Here is a 16,936-nt window from a genome sequence, read left to right on the forward strand (position 1 = left end):
GCCACGCATACGCCCATACGCTCGGCGCAGCTTGATCTCGGCAAAAACCTCCCGTTACTAGCTTCGTAATCAGAGCATCCGGGAGCGAACAGGACGATGGGACCACTGCAGGGTATCAAGGTCGTGGACATGACGACCGTGCTGATGGGACCCTATGCCACGCAGATGCTTGGCGACTATGGCGCCGACGTCATCAAGGTGGAATCGCCTGACGGCGATGTGACGCGGCAGATCGGTCCGACCCGGCACCCCGGCATGGGGCCGGTGTTCCTCAACACCAACAGAAGCAAGCGCTCGATCTGCCTCGATCTGAAGAATCCGGCGGGGCGCGAGGCTGTGCTGCGGCTGATCGCGAAGGCCGACGTGCTGGTCTACAATGTGCGCCCTCAGGCGATGGCGCGGCTGCAACTCGGTTACGATGTCGTCGCCAGGGTCAATCCGCGGCTGATCTATGCCGGTGTGTTCGGCTTCGGCCAGGAGGGGCCGTATGCCGCAAAGCCCGCCTATGACGATCTGATCCAGGGCGCGACCGCGCTGCCGGCGCTGATAGCGCAGACCTCGGACGGCGTGCCGCGCTATGTACCCAATGCACTGGTCGATCGCATCGTCGGCCTCACCGCGGTCGGTGCGATCTGCGCGAGCCTCGTGCATCGCGACCGGACCGGGCAGGGCCAGCGGGTCGACATTCCGATGTTCGAGACCATGGCCGGCTTCGTCATGGGCGACCACATGGGCGGGTTGACCTACGATCCGCCGCTCGACAAGGGCGGCTACGCGCGCCATCTGTCGCCGGACCGCCGGCCGTACAAGACGCAGGACGGCTATATCTGCGTGATCGTCTACAACGACAAGCAGTGGGAGAATTTCTTCAAGGCGACCGGCCGCGACGATCTGCGCAGCGATCCGAAGTTCGCGACCTTCGCCGGCCGCGCCACTAATATCGATGTCGTCTACGCCGAGCTCGCGCGCATCCTGCAGACCAGGACCACCGCGGAGTGGAACGAGATTCTCGAGAAGGCCGACGTCCCCGTGATGCCGATGCACGATCTCGAGAGCCTGCTGCAGGACCCGCATATGGTCGCGACCGGCGTCTTCCCCGTGATCGATCATCCGACCGAGGGCCGTATCCGCAGCATGACGCCGTCGGCACGCTGGTCGGAGACCAAGGTCGAGCCGAGCCGTCTGGCGCCGCGGCTCGGCGAGCACAGCGAAGAGATCCTGCGCGAGGCGGGTTTCTCCGCCGACGAGATCGCGGCGATGGTACGCGACGGCGCTGCCAAAGCGGTGAAGGCATAGGAGCACGACAGATGGATTTCGCACTCTCCGCCAACCAGGAATCGATCCGGGATGCCGTCGGAAAAATCTGCACGCGCTTTGACGAGGCCTATTGGCTGAAGAAGGACAAGGAGGGCGGCTATCCGGCTGACTTCCATCGCGCGCTGGCCGATGCCGGCTGGCTCGGCATCTGCATCCCCGAGGAATATGGCGGCTCCGGGCTCGGCATCACGGACGCTGCGATCATGATGCGCACGATCGCGGAGTCAGGTGCCGGAATGTCCGGGGCATCCGCGGTGCACATGAACGTGTTCGGGCTCAATCCCGTTGTCGTGTTCGGCACCAGGGAGCAGTGCCAGCGCATGCTGCCGCCGATCATCGACGGCCGCGACAAATCCTGCTTCGCGGTAACCGAGCCCAATACCGGCCTCAACACCACACAGCTCAAGACCCGCGCGGTGCGGCAGGGCGATAAATACATCGTCAATGGCCAGAAGGTGTGGATCTCGACCGCGCAGGTCGCCAACAAGATCCTGCTGCTCGCGCGCACCACGCCGCTGGAGGAGGTGCGCAGCCCGACCCACGGCCTGAGCCTGTTCTACACTGATTTCGACCGCAAGCGCGTCACCGTGCACGAGATCGAGAAGATGGGCCGCAAGCCCGTCGACTCCAACGAATTGTTCTTCGAGAATTTCGAGATTCCGGTCGAGGACCGCATCGGCGAGGAGGGCCGCGGCTTCGAATACATCCTGCATGGCATGAACCCCGAGCGCATCCTGATCGCGGCCGAAGCCGTCGGTCTCGGCCAGATCGCGCTGAAGCGGGCGTCGGAATACGCCAAAGGCCGCATCGTGTTCAACCGTCCGATCGGCATGAACCAGGGGATCCAGCATCCGCTGGCGAAGTGCTGGATGGAACTCGAGGCCGCCTGGCTGATGGTGTTGCGCGCCGGCTGGCAATACGACCAGAACCTGCCCTGCGGCCCCGCCGCGAACGCGGCGAAATATCTCGCGGCGGAAGCCGGCTTCCACGCCTGCGAGCAGGCGGTGATGACGCATGGCGGCTTCGGCTATGCCAAGGAGTACCATGTCGAGCGCTATTTCAGGGAATCGCTGATCCCGCGCATCGCGCCGATCAGCCCGCAGCTCATCCTCAGCTTCATCGGCGAGAAGGTGCTCGGCCTTCCGAAGTCGTATTGATGATGGGCAAGGGATATCTCAGCTTGTCATTCCGGGATGCGCCGCATGGCGCAGGCCCGAAATCCATACTCACGATGGTGGTTATGGATTCCGGGACCGCCGCTTCGCGTCGCTCCGGAATGACGGCGGAGAGGGTGGAGACAAGATGAGCTTCGTCACCGGCGTCGGCCTCACATCCTACGGCAAGCACGAAGGCTTGTCCTCGCTCGACCTGATGAGCAAGGCGGCCGAGCTTGCGATCTCCGATGCCGGGCTGAAGCGCTCCGACATCGACGGCATCCTCTGCGGCTATTCCACGGTCTCGCCGCACATCATGCTGGCGACCGTGTTCGCCGAGCATTTCGGCATTCGCCCGTCCTACGCCCATGCCGTGCAGGTCGGCGGCGCCACGGGCCTTGCGATGACCATGCTGGCACATCACCTCGTCGATGCCGGTGTGGCAAAGCACGTGCTGGTGGTCGGCGGCGAGAACCGGCTGACCGGGCAGAGCCGCGACGCCTCGATCCAGGCGCTGGCCCAGGTCGGCCATCCCGACTACGAAGTGACGCTGGGCCCGACGATCCCGGCCTATTACGGGCTGGTCGCGACGCGTTACATGCATGAATACGGCCTCACGCAGGAAGATCTTGCCGAGTTCGCCGTGCTGATGCGCAAGCACGCGCTGACGCATCCCGGCGCGCAATTCCACGAGCCGATCACGGTGGCCGACGTGATGGCCTCGAAGCCGGTGGCGGTGCCGCTCAAGCTGCTCGACTGTTGCCCCGTATCGGACGGCGGTGCGGCGTGCGTGATCAGCCACGAGCCGACAGGCGACCGGCGGGTCCGCGTCCGCGGCTGCGCCCAGGCGCACACCCATCAGCACGTCACCGCGGCGCCTGCGCTGAGCGAGCTCGGCGCGGAGATTTCGATCGCGAAGGCGAAAGAAGCGTCGGGCGTCGCGATATCAGACGTGCGCTACGCCGCGGTCTACGACAGCTTCACGATCACGCTCGCGATGCTGCTGGAAGATCTCGGGCTCGCCAAGCGCGGCGAGGCCGCGGCGCGGGTGCGGGCCGGCTATTTCAATCAGGATGGCGAGATGCCGCTCAATACCCATGGCGGCCTACTCAGCTATGGCCATTGCGGCGTCGGCGGCGCGATGGCGCATCTGGTCGAGACCCATCTGCAGATGACCGGCCACGCGGGAAGCCGTCAGGTGCGCGACGCCTCGGTGGCGCTGCTGCACGGCGACGGCGGGGTGCTGTCGTCGCATGTCAGCATGTTCCTGGAGCGCGTGCGATGAGCGGACCGATCGCTGACTGGACCAAGGGCGCTGAGGCCATTGTCTATCAGACCTGCAACGCTTGCGGCGCGAGGCAATATTTCCGCCGCAGCTTCTGCGCCGCCTGCGGCTCCTCCGAGCTCGCCGAGCATCGCGCGAGCGGGGCAGGGACGGTGTATGCGACGTCGCTGGTCTGCCGTGCCGCAACGCCGGAGACGCGGGCGCATGTGCCCTACAACATCGTGCTGGTCGATGCCGACGAGGGCTTTCGCATGATGGCCCATGGCGACAACGATTTGGCCATCGGCGACACGGTGTCGGCGCGCTTCACGCAATTTGCGGGACGCCTGGTTCCGTACTTCGCAAAGGCGAAATGAGGGGCTGAACGATCCAGTCAGAACGCGAAACCAAGCTGAATTGGTTCGCTCTCGCCCCTCTAGTTGCGGATACTATCGCCAATAGAAAATCACGCTGGCGATGACGAGCATTGCCGTCACCGCCAGCACTTGCGCAAGCGCCTCCGAGGCCGCCCTCCTTGTGGCTTCCTTCATGCGTTCTCCCTAGACCCGGGCATGACTCATCGTTGCGCTGATTGCGCGCAAGACGGCCAGGTTTTATACTCGGAACACCCCGCGTCGAGCATTCGCTTTTGATGAGTCCCCACTCAGCGAATATCGACTGTGTCAGGGTTGTATGGGAATGCGGCGGCAATTTGACTTGCGCGTGTTGCTCCCGCGACAGCCGACGGATACTCTTTCGGAACCCGACAGAAACGACAGCAAGATCAAGGTTAGGAAATGGCCCGTATCGACTACTCCGATCCCGCTAAGGCAAGCCCGCGCACGCGCGAGATCCTCGACAAGAACCGTAACGCCAATATCTTTCGCATGATGGCGCACTCGCCGAGCTACTTCGAACAGTACTGCCGGCTCGGCGGCGCGATCCGCCACAAGGGCGAGCTCGATCCCGTCGTGCGCGAGCTGGCGATCACGCGCACCGGCATTCTCTGTGAGGCGCCGTACGAGATCGTCGCGCACAAGCGCATCGGCAAGAATGTCGGCGTCACCGACGAGCAGAACGCGGCGCTGGAGAACTGGCAGTCCGCGACCTGCTTCGACGAGGTGCAGCGCGCGGCGCTCGCCTTCACCGACGAGATCGTCAAGCTGAAGAAGCCGACCGATGCGACCTTCAAGGCGATCGCGGCAAAGCTGACGCCGGCCGCGCTAATCGAATTGCAGCTTTCGGTCGGCTTCTACATCATGACGTCGAAGTTTCTCGAGACGTTCGAGATCGACATGCAGCCGGTGACGGAAGTGGTGAGCTGAGAGCGAACGCGCGCGCCGCTCTTTTGCCTCGCCCCGCGAAGGGCGGGGCTATCGCATATGGCTATCGTCGAAACGTCGGTTGCAACTTGTGCAAATGCCATGTGCCGTGCCTGGAGCGAGGGGTGCTTGCACAGTTTCGGAATAATGGAAAAATATCGCTGATTTGCCCGACGTGTCAAGTTGCCGTGTCGAATGCCGGAAGCCGTTGGCTGCTTTGCATGGGGTTGTTTTCGATATTTTGGGCCGTGCGCGATGGCCGGCCGCGAAGGGCGCGGAGAGGCCCAAACAATAGCTACCCCGAGGTCAGCAGATCGACCTTCGCATTCGCCACGATCAGCCGCTCGGCGAGGATCTGCGCGAGATTGCGCATGATCCGCTCGCCGGCGCGCGGGTGCTGCTCGCGGAAGCGCTCGAAATCCCTGATCGTCACCTCATAGGCGGTGGCCGACATGTCGGCGAGCACGTCGGCCGAGCGGTTCGGCTCCAATAGCGCCATCTCGCCGAACGCCATGCCGGCGGTCAGCGTCGCGAGCCGGATGCCGTCGGGCAGGGTGACGTGGACCACGCCGCTGCGCAGGAAGAACAGCGAGGTTGCTTCACTGCCCGCGGCGATGATCTTCTCATTCGGCTGGTAGATCCTGACCGTGCTGAGCGAGGTGAGGTCGGCGATCTCAGCTTCGCTCAATCCGGCGAGCAGCGGCTGCTCGGAAAGCTCTGTCGTCTCGAGGAAGTCGATCGAGCCGCCATAGCGGTAGACGATCTGGTCCTCGGCCCACTCGATCGCGGTGTCGAGCAGATAGAAATCCCTGATGTTGCCGAGCCGGTTGGTCCACTCGCTGATCGTGGTCCATTCGCGCGAGGTCCGCTTGATGCCGGACAGGATCACCGTAACCCCGAGCTCGGCAAGTTCCTGGAAGGCTTCCGCCACGAGCCGGGCGCCGGCGCGGGTCGTCGCGGTGACGCGGCGCAGGTCGAAGATCACGAATTCCGGCCGCGGACTGCCGGCGAGGCGGCGCGAGACGTAGTCGACATTGGAAAGCGACAGCGTGCCGACCAGCTCGATCACACGTACCTCCTGGAAGTGTCTTGCCAGGATCTCCTGTTCCTGCGGCCGGCGCACCCGTCGTGACGGGTTCTTGCCGATATTGTAGTCGGCGATGATGCTGTGGCGGGCGTCGTCGCTGCGGTTCAGCATGTGCAGGTCGTAATGTGCCGACAACGCCTCGCACACCTTGATGCCGCGCACGCTGTTGCCGTGCTTGTCGAGCTTTGGCGAGTAGCTGCCGAGCCCGAGCCGTGCCGGTAGCGCTGCCAAAATGCCGCCGCCGACGCCGCTCTTGGCCGGGATGCCGACACGGTAAATCCATTCGCCGGCGTAGTCGTACATGCCCGACGAGGTCATCACCGACAGCGTGCGCGCGATTGCGTAGGGCGTCACCACTTGCTCGCCGGTCAAGGGATTGATGCCGCGGTTGGCCAAGGTCGCCGCCATCACGGCGGTGTCGCGCGCGGTGACGAGGATGGCGCATTGCCGGAAATAGACGTCGAGCACATCAGGCACGTTCTCGGTGATCACGCTGTTGGTGCGCAGCAAATAGCCGATCGCCCGGTTGCGGTCGCCGGTGGCGCTCTCGGAGGCGTAGACCGCCTCGTCGACGCCGAGCTCGCGGCCGGCGAAGCGGCCGAGCGCCTGCCGGATGAAGTCGAACGCGCCGTCGCCCTTGTCGGCATGGAGCAGGCCGGAGCAGGCGATCGCGCCGGCATTCACCATTGCATTGAACGGGTGGTTCTCGGCGTTGAGCCGGATCGAATTGAAGGGGTCGCCGGACGGCTCGACGCCGATCACGCTTTCCACCTGCTCGGCGCCCAGCGTGTCCAGCGCCAGCGCGAACACGAACGGCTTTGACATCGACTGGATGGTGAAGGGCACCCTGGTGTCGCCGACCTCGTAGACATGGCCGTCGAGCGTCGCGAGGCTGATGCCAAAATGGGCAGGGTCCGCCTTGCCGAGTTCGGGGATGTAGTCGGCCACCGCGCCGCCGGCCTCCGAGAGGAAGTCTGCGTAACAAGTGTGCAGAAACCGCAGCAGCGGCGGCTTCGAGCTGGACCAGGCCGTGGTGGTGGCAGTGACGGGAGGTGGCGATAGTTTCATCGCCTCCTGTTGTGCAACGCAATCAGGGCGCGCGCAACTGGTTCGGAATCAGCGCCTGGCGGCGGACCAGCACCAGCGCGATCAGGATCGTCGGGGCGAGGATCGCAAGCCCCAGCATGGTCACCTGCAGCTGCGACAGCGGGTTGATGCCGCCGCCGGGCGTCGCGAGCACGAAGCCGCCGATCACCAGCAGCACCCGCAACGGCCATTCCAGGGCGCCGGCGCCGCGGAGATCGCCGACGAAGGCCTGATAACCCTGGATGCCGCCGCAGATGAACAGCGTGCCGCAAGCCGCCAGCGCCATCAGGCCGAGGCCGGCGAGATAGGGGCTCGGCCCCTGCATCACCAGCGCCGGGTTCAACACGAAGAAGAACGGGATGAAATAGATGATGCTGCCGACCCACATCGATTCCCATCCGGTCTTCATCGCGGGCGAGCCGGCGATGCCGGCCGCTGCGAAGGAGGCGATTGCGACCGGTGGCGTGATCGACGACAGCATGCCCCAGTAGAAGATGAACATGTGCACCGCCATCCGGTTGAGCCCGAGCTTTTCCAGCGCCGGCGCGACCAGGATGGCGAGGAAGATGTAGCAGGCGGTCGTGGTCAGCCCGAGGCCGAGGATCAGGCTCGTGAAGGCGCACATCACGAGCAGCAGGAACGCATTGTCGCCGGCGATCGTCAGCAGGTCGTTCGCAAGGCTCGAGACCACGCCGGTCATCGAGAACGCGCCGATCAGGAGGCCGCAGCCGGCGAGGATGCCGACCAGCTCGACGAAGGTGCGGCCGTTGACCTCGAGGAATTTCGCGATGGTCGCAGGCGTCCAGCGGGTGTCCTTGGAGAAGACCTGGTTCAGCACCAGCAGCAGGGCGGTCGCGTAGAACGGCGCATGGCTTTCGCGCTTGAAATAGAGCAGCATCACGATCAGCAGCGCGATGACGAAAACGTAGTACCAGCCGTTCTTGATCGTATCCATCACCCGCGGCAACTCGGCGCGCGGGATGCCCTTCAGCCCGTGCCGTGCGGCGTAGGAGTCGACCTGCATGAACAGGCCAACATAATACAGCGCAGCCGGGACGATCGCGGCGACGGCGACCTCGGCGTAGCTGACATTGAGGAACTGCGCGATCACGAACGCGGTGGCGCCCATTACCGGCGGCGCCAGCACGGCGCCGGTCGAGGCGCAGGCCTCGATCGCACCGGCATAGGAGGCGCGGAAGCCGCTCTTCTTCATGACCGGGATCGTCATGGTGCCGGCGGTCAGCACGTTCGAGACGATCGAGCCCGACATCATGCCGAGCAGGCCGGAGGCGAAGATGCAGACCTTGGCTGCGCCGCCACGGAACGTACCGCACAGCGCAAACGCGAGGTTGATGAAGAACTTTCCTGCCCCGGTCATCATCAGCGCGGTGCCGAACACCAGGAATCCGATCACGGTGTCGGCAAAGGCCTGGATCGGAATGCCGAGCAGGCTCTCGCCCGACAGCACGTGATAGGCCGTGGTCTGATCAAGCGTGAGTTGCGAGCCTCGGAAGGGGCCGAGCCAGCTGGCCTCGGCGAACAGCGGATAGACCGTGAAAGGGAGCACGCTGAGCAGCAGGCTCCAGCCGCCGGTTCGACGCAGCGCCTCCATCAGCATCGCCCACATCACGAGGCCGGCGATGATGACGTTCCGCGGCGCGCCGTCGGATTCCCATCCATACTGCGCCGCTTTGCGTACGTTCAGCATCAGCCAGATCGAGGCAGCGAAGGTCGCCACAGCGAGCGCGAGGTCATACCAGGGAATGCGGTTCAGCGGCGCGTGCCCCGTTCCCGGGAAGATCAGGAACGTGAACGGCAGCATCAGCGCGATCAGGAGATAGAAATATTCGGTGTTGAGCTGGGTGTAGTCGATGAAGAAGCGCAGCGAGAATTGTTGGTTGATGCAGAGCAGGATGGTTGCGGCGGTCGCAACCACCAGCGCCCAGCGCCAAAGCCCGCGCAGGGTCCGCACGCGCGTAACCTCGGCTTCCTGCAAATTGTCGAGACCGGCATGCGGATCCTCAAACTCGATTCTTTTCGCAGGCGCAGCCGCGACGTTATCCGGCATCACGCATCCCCCCAGTGCTGTTGGTTTTGGCCGCAGTCTCCGGCAGGTCTCACTCGAAGCCATCAGGCATGTTGGCTTTCGCAAGCGCCGTGGCGCGTGCCTTCATCCAGCCGTCGAGGTAGGCTTTCTCATCGGAAGACGGGCCGGATTTGCCGTAGTCCGTCCAGGCGGCGGCCAGCACTTCCTGGCGCTTGTAGAGCGCGTTGTTGTGGGCTTCCTGATCGTCGCTCCAGTGGCCGGCTTCCTTCAGCGCCTTCACCGCGCCGGGATGCACGGGAACGACCCAGTTCTTGGTCTGCCGGTCGGCGCCGAGGCCGGCGGCACCGGGCGCGGAATCCTTGTAGGCGTCGTAGTTGACGATCATCGCCTTGGTGATCGCATAGATCTGGTCGGCCGGTTGCGCGGCGTAGGCGACGAAGATCGGGTACGGGTAATTGCCGAGCTGGATCGGCTTGTCCGGCGAGATGCCGGCGCCGCAGGTTGCGGTTTGCGGGAAGAAGAACGAGCCGACCTTTTTCACCCGTGCCCAGCCTTCCTTGTCGGCGACGGGCAGCGGCGGCCACATCAGGCCGCGCGGCGAGGTCTCGGCCTCCTTGGCGGGACCGGTGATCGTGGTGCCGAAGGCGGCATCGGTGTCGTTGTTGATCAGGCCTTTCCACATCGCGCCGTAGCTTGCGAACTCGACGATCTTGACGTCCTTCTGGGTGAGCCCGCCGAAGGCGAGCATCGCGAGCGAGTTCTGGTTCAGCGCCGGCGAGCCGACCACGAAGCCGACGCGCTTGCCGCGCAGATCCTTGATGTCCTTGACCCCGGCGTCGGCCGCCACGCCGAGCGCGCCGCAATTGCAGTCGACTGACGACAAAAGCAGTTGCAGCGGCTGCGGGCCCCATTCCTTGGCACCGAATTCGAACACGCCTTCCTGGGCGAAATAGGTGCCCGATCCCATCGCCGAGGAGATCGCGCGCTTGGCGCGCAAGGGTGCGAGACGCGCAACATCGTTGCCGGCCGGCAGCACGCGGACGTCGGTGCCGTATTTGTCCTTCATCATCTTGCCGACGCCGACCGCGATGTTGAAGCCGGCGGTGCCGGTGTCATAGGCGGTCACCGCCATGGTCGGCGGCAGCTTGATGTCCTCGGCCGAGGCGGGCAGGGCAACGACGAGTGAAAAGCCGGCAAGAGCGGCAGGCGCGAGCGCCATCAGCCGATGGATCATAATTCCTCCCTTTGTTTCGCTGTGCGAAACTTTTCCGGCGGGATGATCGCATCGCGATCCGGCGATGGCAACGCTACCTCAGCCGGAAGCCGGCGATTTCGGCCACTGCATCACCGGACAGATCGTCGCGGCTGACCCCGAGGAGCGGAATCTCAGGTCTCGACGATCGCGACGGCCTGGCCTTCAGCGATGACATCGTCAATCCTGACCAGAATCGACTTGATTTTGCCTGCTGTCGTCGATGTGACCGGTATCTCCATCTTCATCGCCTCGACGAACGCAATCTCGTCGCCATTGCCGATGCTGTTGCCGGCCTCAACAGGAAGCGCGCAAACGCGCCCGGCAACTTCGGTTACGACCTTGATCTCTGGCATTCCACTCTCCGATACCGTCTTGCGGAAATTTCATCCGGCGAACGGCTTTTTGTTGTGGCGGCAGATTGCCTGAGGTAGCGTCATCTGCAAGTGGAATTTTATTCCGCAAGACGGAATGGAGCCAAAACAAATGGGACGGCGCTCGGAACGGCTTAGCAGGCAGGGAATGCTCGCCAGCGAGACAGGCGATGGCGGTGTCATTCAGGTGGTGTCGCGCGCCTTCGACGTGTTGCGGTGCTTCGAGGGACACGAAGCCCGGCTCGGCAATCTCGAAATCTCGAACCGCTGCGGCCTGCCGCGTTCGACGGTGTCGCGCTTGACGCACACGCTGACGCGGATGGGACAGCTCGTCTATCTGCCGCGCGATCAGAAATACCGGATCGGCCCGAGCGCGGTCGCGATGAGCACGTCGATGATGAAGGGCTTGCAGCTTCGCAATCTGATCCGGCTGCGCCTGCAGGATGTCGCCGATCAGTTGCCCGGCACCGTGGGCTTCGTCATCCCCGACCGCTTTCATCTGGTCTATCTCGAGTTCGCCCGCGCGGCGAACGCGCTCGGCCTGCATGAAGCCACCGGCAGCCGCATTTCGATGGCGACCACTGCCGCCGGACATGCCTACACCGCCGCCCTCGATCCCGCGATCGGCGACGTGCTGATATCAGAGATGGAAGGCGAGTTGCCTGACGGTGCCAAGATGCTGACGCCGCGCATCGAGGCCAACCGCCGTCACCTGCAGGAGCACGGCTACGTCGTCGCCTGCGGCCTGTGGAGCCCGCACATCAACGGCGTCGCGGTGCCGCTGTGGTCGCCGCAGTATCAGACCTATGTGGTCACCACGATCGGCCTGCTCTCGGCGATGTATGACGAGCAGCGGCTGCACCGCGAGGTCGCCCCGCAGATGGTCGAACTCGCAGCCGCACTCGGCAGCCTGCTCGAAGGCGCCGACGGCGATATCTTCAGCAATCGGATCGAACGCAAGTCGCTTCCGGTGACCGCCCATAACAACAACAAAATCATCAAGACGGAGGCAATGAATGAACTGGAAGCCGGAACTCGACGACCTCGCCCGGCGCGAAGCGTTCGCGCGGGAGATGGGAGGCGTTGACAAGGTCAAGCGGCAACGCGACCAGGGCCGGCTCACGGTTCGTGAGCGTATCGACAAGCTCGTTGACCAGAACAGCTTCCACGAGATCGGTGCCATCTCCGGCATCGCCGAATACGACGAGAGCAACGAACTCAAGCATCTGACGCCGGCGAACTGCGTGTTCGGCCGTGCCAGGGTCGACGGCCGCACCGTCGTCGTGGTCGGCGACGATTTCACCGTGCGCGGCGGCTCGGCGGATGCATCGATTTCCGCCAAGCCGCTGATGGCGGAGGAGATGGCGCATGACTTTCGCCTGCCGATCGTTCGCGTGATCGAAGGCTCCGGCGGCGGCGGCTCGGTGAAGACGATCGAGACCAGGGGCGCGGCCAATCTGCCCGGCGGCGTCGGCGGCACGCGCTGGTACTGGTACACGACCGCCAATCTGGCGCGCGTGCCGGTGGTCGGCTTGGGCCTCGGCTCGGTCGCGGGCCTCGGCGCGGCGCGGCTGGCGGCCACACATTACTCGGTCATGACCAAGAGCTCCGCGATGTTCGTCGCCGGTCCGCCGGTGGTGAAGCGGCTCGGTCAGGATCTGACCAAGCAGGAGCTCGGCGGCGCCGAGATCCAGACCCGCGCCGGCGCGATCGATCAGGCCGTCGAGACGGAAGAGGAGGCGTTCGATTACGCGCGGCGCTTCCTGTCCTATCTGCCGGCGTCGGTCTACGATCTGCCGCCGACCATTCCCTGTACCGACGACCCGGAACGGGCCGAGGAATCGCTGCTCACGGCCGTGCCGCGCAACCGGCGCCAAGTCTACAAGATGCGGCCGATCATCGAGGCCGTCGTCGACAAGGGCTCGTTCTTCGAGGTCGCCGCCAATTTCGGCCGCCCGGTCATCACCGGACTGGCGCGGATCGAGGGCAGGGCGGTGCTGCTGCTCGCCAGCGATCCGTTCCACTATGGCGGCTCGTGGACCTCGGATGCCTGCCAGAAGGTGGTGCGCTGGGTCGACTTCGCCGAGACCTTCCATCTGCCGGTGGTCTATCTGATGGATTGCCCCGGCTTCATGATCGGGCTCGAGGCGGAGAAGTCGGCGACCATCCGGCATGGCGTGCGGGCGATGGCGGCGGTCAACCAGACGACGGTGCCGTGGTGCACCGTCATCATCCGCAACGCCTTCGGCGTCGCCGGCGTGGTACATCAGCCGGCCAATCGTTTCTCGATGCGCTACGCTTGGCCGTCGGCCTATTGGGGCTCGCTGCCGCTCGAGGGCGGCATCGAGGCGGCCTATCGCGCCGAGATCGATGCGGCCAGTGATCCCGCCACCAAGCTGCGCGAGATCGAGGATCGCCTCAACAAGCTGCGCTCGCCGTTCCGCTCGGCCGAGAAGTTCTGGGTCGAGGAGGTGATCGATCCGCGCAAGACGCGCTCGCTGCTCTGCGAATTCGCGTGTCTGGCCGAGCCGATCCGCAAGGCCGGACCGCCGAGCAATATGTCGACGCGGCCGTAGGGGCGGCCGCAAAGCCAACACGTCATATGCGGGCTTGACCCGCGTATTCATCGTCCGCGGCAGCGGACGGGCAGCTCACGCGAAGAGGTATGGATTGCCGGGTCAAGCCCGGCAATGACAGAAACTGCTACTCGGCCTCGCGATGCACGTCGTGGATCACGATGCCCATGCCGTTCTCAGGCATCTTGATCCATTCGCGCCGCTTCAGCGAACGCTTGGTGTCCTCGTGTCCGCTCGCCCAGTGTTCGCGCATCGAGGTGCCGGAAAATTCGTGGTCCTTGGCGTCGCCCTCATAGGCCTTCTGCTGATAGATCAGCTGCAGCAGCGTGATACCCGGCAACCGGGCGTTCGCCTTCTTGAGCTGGCGCTCCTCGTCCGAGAGCTGGTCGTCGGGGATTTTTCCCAGCGCGTTATGCAGCGCGGTGCGCAGATTGTAGGTCTTGCGGTAGACGTCGGTGTTGTAGCGGGTGCGCGACGAATACATGATGTCCTTGTGCCGGGCCATCACGTCCTGGATGTCGCGCGGCAGCGCGCCGCGCGCCGAGAACAGATCGACCTGGAATACCAGCGAGTTTATGTTGTCTTCCTGGTCGAGCAGGTGCTGCAGCGGCGTGTTGGAGACGATGCCGCCGTCCCAGAAATGATCGGTGCCGACCTTCACCATCGGCAGCGCCGGCGGCAAAGCGCCGCTCGCCATGATGTGCTCGGGGATGATCTCGTCATGGGCATTGTCGAAATAGATGAAGTTGCCGGAGAGCACGTTCACCGCGCCGACCGCGAAGCGCATCGTCTTGGAATTGATGCGGTCGAAATCGACCAGTTCGAGCAGCGAGTCACGCAGCGGCGTGGTGTCGTAGTAGCTGGTGGCGGTGCGCGCACCGGCCGGACTGAACCACGGATTGGCCTGATGCGGGGCGAAGAAGCCGGGTTGCCCCAGCGTCGTCGTGAGCCATGAGCTGGTGAAATTGCGCGCCTTGCGGAAGATGTCGCCGTCCGGCGTGTAGTGCCAGATCTTGCGGCCGGTGATGCGATCCCAGAACGTGTGCAGCCGCTCCAGCCGCCTCGAAGGCGGATTACCGGCGATGATCGCGGAGTTGATCGCGCCGATCGAGACGCCGCAGACCCAGTCGGGTTCGATATTGGATTCGTGCAGCGCCTGATAGACACCGGCCTGATAGGCGCCGAGCGCGCCGCCGCCCTGCAGAACCAGGGCGACGCGATCGCATCCCTCGGGGCGCCAGCCGGGCGTCGTGTGATCGACATCGTCGAAATGAGGGGCTCGCGCATCCATATCAGACACTCCAAAATTCGCGGCGAGAATTCAGGGCGCCGATGACGCCGTGATGACAAGTGCCGCCCCCGCGCACGGCGCATCCGGCATGCCGGCTTGCATGGTTAGCATTGGCCTCCACTGCGAAACGTAGGTCACGCACCTGACGGAAATCCCTCACATCGCTGTCAATCTCGGCCGTTAGCTTCCGCGCGACATTTTTCAAATAGGGGGTTATTGCGATGCGCAGGGAAGATCTGCTCAAGCTTCCGTCCATGCCGGCTGCCGGCCCGAGCTATCCCGCCGGTCCGTACCGCTTCATCGATCGCGAATTCCTCGTCATCACCTATGAGACCGATCCGGAACTGATCCGCGCCGGCCTGCCTGAGCCGCTGGAGCCGATCGAGCAGGCGATCGTGCATTATGAATGGATCAAGATGCCCGACAGCTCCGGCTTCGGCAGCTACACCGAGTCCGGCCTGGTGATTCCGGCGTGCCTGCATGGCGAAGAGGTCAACTTCGTCTGCCAGATGTATCTCGACGATGATCCGCCGATCGCCGCCGGCCGCGAGATCTGGGGCTTCCCGAAGAAGTACGCCCATCCCAAGCTCGAGATCGTCAAGGACACGCTGACCGGCACGCTGGAATATGCCGGCCAGCTCGTTGCGATGGGCACGATGGGCTACAAGCACGAAAGCATGGCGGGCAATGGCGATATCACCCGCGCGACACTGTCGAAGACGCAGATCAATCTGAAGATGATCCCCGGCGTCGACGGCCATCTCGAGATCTGCCAGCTGGTCGCGATCAACCTGACCGACATCGTCGTCAAGGGATCGTGGATCGGGCCGGGCCGGCTGCATCTGGTGCCGCATGTCAATGCACCGGTCGCCGATTTCCCGGTCAAGCGCGTCGTCGGCGCGCATCATTACATCGCTGATCTGACGCTGCCGTTCGGCCGCATCGTGCACGACTACAACAAAGAAGCCGCGGAGGTGGCCGCGCCGACCGGCCTCGCCGCCGAGTAGGGCGGTCGCTGACATAAAACTGTAACAGGCGCGTCCTCCAATGTTGTGACGGAGGACGCGCTTGTCGCGTGGGCGAGGGTTCGAGCATGTCATTTCCCGCGGTTGCCTTGGAGGAGGACCATGCTGGCTGATCCGCCTCCTGCAGGTGTTGCCGGCGCGGTGCTGCGTCCGGAAACCATTCCCGGACTGGTCTGGGCGTTCCGCCTGCACCAGGACGGCAGCGCCGAGCCGCTTCCCATCGATACGCCGATCGAGCCGAGCCGCGACGGCCGGCTCTGGCTGCACCTCAACCTGAGCGACGTGCGCACCCGGGCATGGCTTGCCGCCATCCACATCCCGCAGCTCGCGCGGGATCTGTTGCTGTCGAACGACAAATTCCAGCAGATCCACACCATCGACAATTGCGTCTATGGCGTGTTCTCCGATCTGGTGCGCAGCATCGACGCTCCCACCGAGGAAACCGACTTCCTTCGTTTCGCGATGACCGAGCGTCTGTTGATCAGCGGCCGCCATCAGGCGCTCTGCGCAGTCGATGCGACGCGTCGCGTGCTCGAGAGCGGTTATCGCGTCGAGACCGTTGCGGCACTGCTGGAGAAGATCATTCACGAGGTCGCCGACACCATGGATCGCATGGCCGACAAGATCGGCACCGAGATCGATGCGATCGAGGATCGGGTGGTTGCCGGCGAAACCGGTTCCGAAATGCGCGGCCGACTTGGCCAGCTGCGCCGCACCTGCGTGCGGCTGCATCGCCAGCTTGCGGGCCTGCGCGTGCTGTTCCACCGGCTTGAGCTCAAGAACATGGACAATCTCAGTCCGGCGTTGCGGCTGCAGGCCGGCAAGCTGGCGCAGCGTCTTGACGGCCTCGACCACGACATCGTCGAGCTGCGTGAGCGCAGCCGCCTGCTCGAGGAAGAGCTGCGTTTCAAGCTGGAAGAGGAGAGCAACAAGCATCTCCACGCGCTTTCCGTCGTCACCATGATGCTGCTGCCGCCGACGCTCGTCAGCGGCATCTTCGGCATGAACACCAAGGGATTGCCGCTGACCGACGTCGACAGCGGGTTTCTGGTCGCGGCGGGCCTGCTGATCGGATCGGCGCTGCTGGCCTATCTGCTGATGCGGCGGCTCGGCATCGTCAAATAGCGCGCTCGCACCGCGG

General features: G+C 64.3%; 14 protein-coding genes. 9 read left to right on the forward strand and 5 right to left on the reverse strand.

Annotated features, from left to right (window positions below; all coding sequences use genetic code 11):
- Nucleotides 1–96 precede the first annotated feature (96 nt).
- From ABIB78_RS03940 to ABIB78_RS03960, 5 genes are all read left to right on the forward strand, one after another.
- Nucleotides 97–1,296 carry a CaiB/BaiF CoA transferase family protein gene (locus tag ABIB78_RS03940; RefSeq protein ID WP_429021693.1) on the forward strand — a complete coding sequence of 400 codons (1,200 nt, stop codon included), beginning with the start codon at nt 97–99 and terminating at the stop codon, nt 1,294–1,296.
- An 11-nt stretch (nt 1,297–1,307) separates the two neighbouring features.
- Nucleotides 1,308–2,474 carry an acyl-CoA dehydrogenase family protein gene (locus ABIB78_RS03945; protein ID WP_429021696.1) on the forward strand — a complete coding sequence of 389 codons (1,167 nt, stop codon included), beginning with the start codon at nt 1,308–1,310 and terminating at the stop codon, nt 2,472–2,474.
- Between the two features lie 145 nt (nt 2,475–2,619).
- The gene (locus ABIB78_RS03950) at nt 2,620–3,756 is read left to right on the forward strand and encodes a thiolase family protein (RefSeq protein ID WP_429021699.1); all 1,137 of its coding nucleotides are present in this window, start codon (nt 2,620–2,622) and stop codon (nt 3,754–3,756) included.
- On the forward strand, nt 3,753–4,112 hold the full coding sequence (locus tag ABIB78_RS03955) for a Zn-ribbon domain-containing OB-fold protein (RefSeq protein ID WP_429021701.1): 360 nt from the start codon (nt 3,753–3,755) through the stop codon (nt 4,110–4,112). Before ABIB78_RS03950 ends, ABIB78_RS03955 begins: the two co-directional genes overlap by 4 nt.
- A 420-nt stretch (nt 4,113–4,532) precedes the next feature.
- Complete coding sequence (locus tag ABIB78_RS03960; RefSeq protein ID WP_429021703.1) at nt 4,533–5,060, forward strand: carboxymuconolactone decarboxylase family protein; 528 nt, start codon at nt 4,533–4,535, stop codon at nt 5,058–5,060.
- 292 nt (nt 5,061–5,352) lie between these two features.
- On the opposite strand, the gene glsA is transcribed toward ABIB78_RS03960, so the two are convergent.
- From glsA to ABIB78_RS03980, 4 genes are all read right to left on the reverse strand, one after another.
- The gene (glsA, locus tag ABIB78_RS03965) at nt 5,353–7,212 is read right to left on the reverse strand and encodes a glutaminase A (protein WP_429021704.1); all 1,860 of its coding nucleotides are present in this window, start codon (nt 7,210–7,212) and stop codon (nt 5,353–5,355) included.
- 22 nt (nt 7,213–7,234) lie between these two features.
- Nucleotides 7,235–9,298, reverse strand: a complete 2,064-nt coding sequence (locus ABIB78_RS03970; protein ID WP_429021707.1) for a TRAP transporter permease — start codon at nt 9,296–9,298, stop codon at nt 7,235–7,237.
- 49 nt (nt 9,299–9,347) lie between these two features.
- Complete coding sequence (locus tag ABIB78_RS03975; RefSeq protein ID WP_429021710.1) at nt 9,348–10,511, reverse strand: TAXI family TRAP transporter solute-binding subunit; 1,164 nt, start codon at nt 10,509–10,511, stop codon at nt 9,348–9,350.
- A 152-nt stretch (nt 10,512–10,663) separates the two neighbouring features.
- Nucleotides 10,664–10,885, reverse strand: coding sequence for an acetyl-CoA carboxylase biotin carboxyl carrier protein subunit (locus ABIB78_RS03980; protein ID WP_429021713.1), 222 nt, complete (start codon nt 10,883–10,885; stop codon nt 10,664–10,666).
- A 130-nt stretch (nt 10,886–11,015) separates the two neighbouring features.
- Here ABIB78_RS03980 and ABIB78_RS03985 point away from each other — a divergent pair, with 130 nt between their 5' ends.
- Both ABIB78_RS03985 and ABIB78_RS03990 read left to right on the forward strand, forming a co-directional pair.
- Nucleotides 11,016–11,990: an IclR family transcriptional regulator gene (locus ABIB78_RS03985; RefSeq protein ID WP_429021716.1), complete on the forward strand. Its 975-nt coding sequence runs from the start codon at nt 11,016–11,018 to the stop codon at nt 11,988–11,990.
- Nucleotides 11,920–13,479, forward strand: a complete 1,560-nt coding sequence (locus ABIB78_RS03990; RefSeq protein ID WP_429021718.1) for an acyl-CoA carboxylase subunit beta — start codon at nt 11,920–11,922, stop codon at nt 13,477–13,479. Before ABIB78_RS03985 ends, ABIB78_RS03990 begins: the two co-directional genes overlap by 71 nt.
- 127 nt (nt 13,480–13,606) lie before the next feature.
- On the opposite strand, the gene ABIB78_RS03995 is transcribed toward ABIB78_RS03990, so the two are convergent.
- Nucleotides 13,607–14,770 (reverse strand): patatin-like phospholipase family protein, encoded by a 1,164-nt coding sequence (locus ABIB78_RS03995; RefSeq protein WP_429021719.1) that lies wholly within the window; start codon nt 14,768–14,770, stop codon nt 13,607–13,609.
- A 221-nt stretch (nt 14,771–14,991) separates the two neighbouring features.
- On the opposite strand from ABIB78_RS03995, the gene ABIB78_RS04000 reads away from it, so the two are divergent.
- Nucleotides 14,992–15,777: an acetoacetate decarboxylase gene (locus ABIB78_RS04000; RefSeq protein ID WP_429021721.1), complete on the forward strand. Its 786-nt coding sequence runs from the start codon at nt 14,992–14,994 to the stop codon at nt 15,775–15,777.
- 120 nt (nt 15,778–15,897) lie between these two features.
- Nucleotides 15,898–16,920 carry a transporter gene (locus ABIB78_RS04005; RefSeq protein WP_429021723.1) on the forward strand — a complete coding sequence of 341 codons (1,023 nt, stop codon included), beginning with the start codon at nt 15,898–15,900 and terminating at the stop codon, nt 16,918–16,920.
- The last annotated feature ends 16 nt before the right edge of the window (nt 16,921–16,936 follow it).

Source organism: Bradyrhizobium sp. I1.14.4 (assembly GCF_050435825.1).
GTDB lineage: Bacteria > Pseudomonadota > Alphaproteobacteria > Rhizobiales > Xanthobacteraceae > Bradyrhizobium.

What these genes read in the sequence shown, in the direction of transcription:
- ABIB78_RS03945 (WP_429021696.1), top strand. Translation starts at nt 1,308, where the DNA reads ATGGATTTCGCACTCTCCGCCAACCAGGAATCGATCCGGGATGCCGTC.
- ABIB78_RS03955 (WP_429021701.1), top strand. Translation starts at nt 3,753, where the DNA reads ATGAGCGGACCGATCGCTGACTGGACCAAGGGCGCTGAGGCCATTGTC.
- glsA (WP_429021704.1), bottom strand. Translation starts at nt 7,212, where the DNA reads ATGAAACTATCGCCACCTCCCGTCACTGCCACCACCACGGCCTGGTCC.
- ABIB78_RS03980 (WP_429021713.1), bottom strand. Translation starts at nt 10,885, where the DNA reads ATGCCAGAGATCAAGGTCGTAACCGAAGTTGCCGGGCGCGTTTGCGCG.
- ABIB78_RS03970 (WP_429021707.1), bottom strand. Translation starts at nt 9,298, where the DNA reads ATGCCGGATAACGTCGCGGCTGCGCCTGCGAAAAGAATCGAGTTTGAG.
- ABIB78_RS03995 (WP_429021719.1), bottom strand. Translation starts at nt 14,770, where the DNA reads ATGGATGCGCGAGCCCCTCATTTCGACGATGTCGATCACACGACGCCC.
- ABIB78_RS03960 (WP_429021703.1), top strand. Translation starts at nt 4,533, where the DNA reads ATGGCCCGTATCGACTACTCCGATCCCGCTAAGGCAAGCCCGCGCACG.
- ABIB78_RS03985 (WP_429021716.1), top strand. Translation starts at nt 11,016, where the DNA reads ATGGGACGGCGCTCGGAACGGCTTAGCAGGCAGGGAATGCTCGCCAGC.
- ABIB78_RS04005 (WP_429021723.1), top strand. Translation starts at nt 15,898, where the DNA reads ATGCTGGCTGATCCGCCTCCTGCAGGTGTTGCCGGCGCGGTGCTGCGT.
- ABIB78_RS03940 (WP_429021693.1), top strand. Translation starts at nt 97, where the DNA reads ATGGGACCACTGCAGGGTATCAAGGTCGTGGACATGACGACCGTGCTG.
- ABIB78_RS03975 (WP_429021710.1), bottom strand. Translation starts at nt 10,511, where the DNA reads ATGATCCATCGGCTGATGGCGCTCGCGCCTGCCGCTCTTGCCGGCTTT.
- ABIB78_RS03990 (WP_429021718.1), top strand. Translation starts at nt 11,920, where the DNA reads ATGAACTGGAAGCCGGAACTCGACGACCTCGCCCGGCGCGAAGCGTTC.
- ABIB78_RS03950 (WP_429021699.1), top strand. Translation starts at nt 2,620, where the DNA reads ATGAGCTTCGTCACCGGCGTCGGCCTCACATCCTACGGCAAGCACGAA.
- ABIB78_RS04000 (WP_429021721.1), top strand. Translation starts at nt 14,992, where the DNA reads ATGCGCAGGGAAGATCTGCTCAAGCTTCCGTCCATGCCGGCTGCCGGC.